The 4281-nt window shown below is 74.1% G+C and carries 5 protein-coding genes; 3 read left to right on the forward strand and 2 right to left on the reverse strand.

What is annotated here, in order from left to right; translation table 11 throughout:
• Positions 1 to 101: 101 nt before the first annotated feature.
• Entirely contained in the window at positions 102 to 620 is a 519-nt protein-coding gene (locus ACZ4WV_RS34610) for a DUF3515 domain-containing protein (RefSeq protein WP_465752940.1), read from the reverse strand.
• A 19-nt stretch (positions 621 to 639) separates the two neighbouring features.
• Positions 640 to 873 (reverse strand): Lrp/AsnC ligand binding domain-containing protein, encoded by a 234-nt coding sequence (locus ACZ4WV_RS34615; RefSeq protein WP_465752942.1) that lies wholly within the window; start codon positions 871 to 873, stop codon positions 640 to 642.
• 196 nt (positions 874 to 1069) lie between these two features.
• On the opposite strand from ACZ4WV_RS34615, the gene ACZ4WV_RS34620 reads away from it, so the two are divergent.
• The 3 genes from ACZ4WV_RS34620 to thiD all read left to right on the forward strand — a co-directional run bounded on the left by ACZ4WV_RS34620 (position 1070) and on the right by thiD (position 4082).
• Positions 1070 to 2035 (forward strand): thiamine-phosphate kinase, encoded by a 966-nt coding sequence (locus ACZ4WV_RS34620; RefSeq protein WP_465752944.1) that lies wholly within the window; start codon positions 1070 to 1072, stop codon positions 2033 to 2035.
• Positions 2036 to 2235: 200 nt separating this feature from the next.
• Positions 2236 to 3261: a 6-phosphofructokinase gene (locus ACZ4WV_RS34625; RefSeq protein ID WP_465752946.1), complete on the forward strand. Its 1026-nt coding sequence runs from the start codon at positions 2236 to 2238 to the stop codon at positions 3259 to 3261.
• A 23-nt stretch (positions 3262 to 3284) separates the two neighbouring features.
• A complete protein-coding gene (thiD, locus tag ACZ4WV_RS34630) occupies positions 3285 to 4082 on the forward strand; it encodes a bifunctional hydroxymethylpyrimidine kinase/phosphomethylpyrimidine kinase (RefSeq protein WP_465752948.1) in 798 nt (265 codons plus the stop codon).
• The last annotated feature ends 199 nt before the right edge of the window (positions 4083 to 4281 follow it).

Here is a 4281-nt window from a genome sequence, read left to right on the forward strand (position 1 = left end):
TTCGGCTCGGGGCGGGTGTTCGCCCGCTCGCCTCCGGGGCGCTCGGGTCCGGTGCCGACGGTCGGCGCTCGGGGCGGGTGCTTCACGCGAAGGGCGGTGCGTCAGCCCGGGATGGTCGCCTTGACGAGGTCGCTCAGGGCGGCGGCCGGGTCGAAGGGGTTGCGGGCGGCCCCGGCGGGGACGGTCACCTCGACGTAGGCGGCGCGCATGGTCGTGACGAAGCGGTAGCCGCCGTCGGAGAGCTTCTGGGACCACCAGGTGACGTCGTCGACGGTCGGGGACCAGTCCATGGCGTGCTCGCCGTCCAACTCCTCCGGCCGGTCGATGCCGCAGCGCAGTACCGTCCGGGGCGAGTCGCCCCAGGCCGCCACGTACGGCGAGGCGGGTGACGGGTCGTGGCGGGCGCGCCCCAGCAACTCGTGCGGCAGGGCCGCCGCCAGCGCGCGGCAGTGCTCCGCCGCCTTCCCGCTCGGCCGCGGCACCTCGACCTTCGGGTCCGCCGAACTCCAGCTGCCGATCAGCAGGACGACCGCGCTGGCCAGCGCGACCGGCGCCGCCAGCCACCGGACCGGGGCCGGCAGCGCGGTCACCACCTCGGGGATGCGGAGTTCTCTGGCCACCCGCCGATGGTAGCCGGGGCTAGAGGTGCACCACCGGACAGGTGAGGGTGCGGGTGATGCCCTCGACCTTCTGGACGGTGGCGACGACCATGCGGCCCAGGTCGTCCACGGTCTCGGCCTCGGCCTTGACGATCACGTCGTAGGGACCGGTGACGTCCTCGGCGGTGAGCACTCCGGGGATCGTGCCGATCGTGTCGGCCACGGAGCTGGCCTTTCCGACCTCGGTCTGGATCAGGATGTATGCCTGTACCACGGGGGCCTCCCGGCAGCCGGAAACGGGGGATCGCCGCCGTGATCGCCCGGTCGGGCACAGGGTGGGAACGGACTCACCGGCAGACTGATCACCACGCTACCCCGCAGCGGGCCGGGGAGGGGAGACCCCGGCACCCCCGAAGGGCGTACGCTGCGCGCGGGGGCCAGATCCGGATGGAAACGCGAGAGGACGGCAGATGCAGGGGACCGTGGGCGAGCTGGGCGAGTTCGGCCTCATCAGGGAGCTGACCGCCCGGGTACCGCTCACCGACGCGGTCGACCTCGGCCCCGGGGACGACGCCGCGGTGGTGAAGGCCCCGGACGGCCGGGTGGTGGCCACCACCGACGTCCTGATCGAGAACCGGCACTTCCGCCGGGACTGGTCCACCGCCTACGACGTGGGCCGCAAGGCCGCCGCCCAGAACCTCGCCGACGTGGCCGCGATGGGCGCGGTGCCGACCGCGATACTGCTCGGCCTGGTCGCCCCGGCCGATCTGCCGACCACCTGGGCCACCGAGCTGATGGACGGGCTGCGCGACGAGTGCCAGGTGGCCGGGGCGACGGTCGTCGGCGGTGATGTGGTGCGCGGTGACACCGTCATGCTGGCCATCACGGCGCTCGGCGATCTCCAGGGGCGCGCGGCGGTGACGCGCTCCGGCGCCCAGGTCGGCGACGTGGTCGCGGTGACCGGCTGGCTCGGCTGGTCGGCGGCCGGACTGACCGTCCTGCAGCGCGGCTTCCGTTCCCCGCGGGCCTTCGTCGAGGCGCACCGCCGGCCCGAGCCGCCGTACCACGCGGGCCCGGCCGCGGCCGAGTTGGGCGCGACCTCGATGATCGACGTGAGCGACGGGCTGGTCGCCGACCTCGGCCACGTGGCCCGGGCCAGCGACGTGGACATCGACCTCAAGGCCGCGGACTTCGACGTCCCGGCGCAGATGGCCGACATCGGCCAGGCGGTCGGGGTGGACCCGCTGGTCTGGGTGCTCTCCGGCGGCGAGGACCACGCGATCGTGGCCACCTTCCCGCGCGGCGTCCAACTCCCGGCCCGCTGGCGGGTGGTGGGCGAGGTGACCGGTCGTCCGCTGGGCTCGCGCAGCGGCCGGGTGACGGTGGACGGCGCGCCCTGGGACCGGGTCGGCGGCTGGGACCACTTCGCCGAGTGAGGCGGCCGGCGGCCGCCGGTGCCGACTGGCGTACGGAGTACGGCCGATGGGCACTTGGACACCAGCGCGGCACGTGACGCTCCGGACGTGCGGCGGACGGGCTTCGGAGGTGCGTTTTGCGTAGGCTTGCGGCATCCGAGCCCGCCCGCCCGTCCGGCGCGGGCGTTCCGGTTTCCACGGCGAGCGGGAGCACACCACACATGCGCATCGGTGTCCTGACCAGTGGCGGCGACTGCCCCGGCCTCAACGCGGTGATCAGATCCGTGGTGCACCGGGGAACGGACGTGCACGGGGACGAGATCGTCGGCATCGAGGACGGCTTCCTCGGCCTGATCGAGGGCCGCGCCCGACCGGTCTCGCACGACGACGTCACCGGGCTGCTCACCCTCGGCGGCACCATCCTCGGTTCGGCCCGGGTGCGGCGCGAGCGGATCGCCTGGGCGGTGGAGAACGCGAAGACGCTGGCCCGGGACATCGGCATCGACGCGCTGATCGCGATCGGCGGCGAGGGGACGCTCACTGCCGCCAAACGGTTCAGCGACGCCGGGCTGCCGGTGGTCGGGGTGCCCAAGACCATCGACAACGACATCGACGCCACCGACGTCACCTTCGGCTTCGACACCGCGGTGCACGTCGCGACCGAGGCGATCGACCGGCTGAAGACCACCGCGGAGTCCCACCAGCGCGTGATGGTGGTCGAGTTGATGGGCCGTCACACCGGCTGGATCACCCTCACCGCGGGCATGGCCGGCGGCGCGCACGGCATCCTGATCCCGGAGAAGCCCTTCGACATCGAGGTGGTGGCCCGGATGGTCGAGGACCGCTTCGCCCGTGGCAAGAAGTTCGCCATCATCGCCGTCGCCGAGGGCGCCGCCCCGCAGCCCGGCACCATGCGCTTCGACCACGGCGACGTCGACCAGTTCGGGCACCGGACCTTCGGCGGGATCGGCACCCGGCTCGCCCACGAGCTGGAGGACCTGCTCGGCAAGGAGGCCCGCCCGGTCATCCTCGGCCACGTCCAGCGCGGCGGCACCCCGACCGCCCGGGACCGGGTGCTCGCCTCGCGCTTCGGCTGGCACGCCGTGGAGGCCGTCCACCAGGGCGCGTTCGGGCACTTCACCGCGCTGCGCCGCAGCGACATCGAGCTGGTGCCGATCGCCGACGCGGTGACCCGGCTGAAGACGGTGCCGGAGGGCCGCTGGGCGGAGTCCGAAGCGGTGCTGTGAACCGGCGGGGGTAGGTTGACCTCATGGTTTCGACTGCACCTCCCCGCGTGCTCACCGTCGCCGGCTCCGACTCCGGCGGCGGTGCCGGCATCCAGGCCGACCTCAAGGCGATGCTCGCCCTCGGCGTGCACGGCATGAGCGTGATCACCGCCGTCACCGCGCAGAACTCGCTCGGCGTCCAGGGCTACTGGGAACTGCCCGCCGAGGCGGTCCGGGCGCAGTTCCGCAGCGTGGTGGACGACATCGGGGTGCAGGCCGTGAAGACCGGCATGCTCGCCTCGATCGAACTGGTGGAGACCGTCTCCGACCTGCTGTCAACGGTGGACGCCCCGGTGGTGGTCGACCCGGTCGGCGTCTCCAAGCACGGGGACGCGCTGCTGGCCGCCGAGGCGGTGGCCACCGTCCGGGAGAGGCTGCTGCCGGTCGCCACCGTCGTCACCCCCAACCTGCACGAGGTGACCCAGCTCACCGGCCGTACGGTCGAGGACGAGTCGCAGATGCTGGACGCCGCCCGGGCGCTGGTCGACCTCGGGCCGCGCTGGGCGCTGGTCAAGGGCGGCCACCTGGAGGGCGAGGCCGCGGACCTGCTGTACGGCGGTCCGGACGAGGTGCACTGGTACCGGGCGCCGCGCCACGACAACCGGCACACCCACGGCACGGGCTGCACCCTGGCCAGCTCGGTCGCGGCCGCACTGGCCAAGGGCGAGTCGCTGCCCGCGGCGGTGGGCTCGGCCAAGGAGTACGTCACCGGCGCGATCGCCGGGGGCTTCGCACTGGGTTCCGGGATCGGCCCGGTCGACCACGCCTGGCGCTGGCGCTAGCCGCCCCCGGGAACGCCCGGCCGGACGTCCAGGACGTTCCGGAGGACCCGGACGTCCCGGAGGACCCGGACGTCAGCGCCGGAGAACCCCGGCCCGGAGCACAGTGGTGGGGGGGGGGGGGGGGGGGGGGGGGGGGGGGGGGGGGAGGAGGGGGGGGGGGGGGGGGGGGGGGGGGGGGGGGGGGAGGGAGGGGGGAGGG

The organism is Kitasatospora sp. NPDC029312 (assembly GCF_055569215.1).

What these genes read in the sequence shown, in the direction of transcription:
- ACZ4WV_RS34620 (WP_465752944.1), top strand. Translation starts at nt 1,070, where the DNA reads ATGCAGGGGACCGTGGGCGAGCTGGGCGAGTTCGGCCTCATCAGGGAG.
- ACZ4WV_RS34625 (WP_465752946.1), top strand. Translation starts at nt 2,236, where the DNA reads ATGCGCATCGGTGTCCTGACCAGTGGCGGCGACTGCCCCGGCCTCAAC.
- thiD (WP_465752948.1), top strand. Translation starts at nt 3,285, where the DNA reads ATGGTTTCGACTGCACCTCCCCGCGTGCTCACCGTCGCCGGCTCCGAC.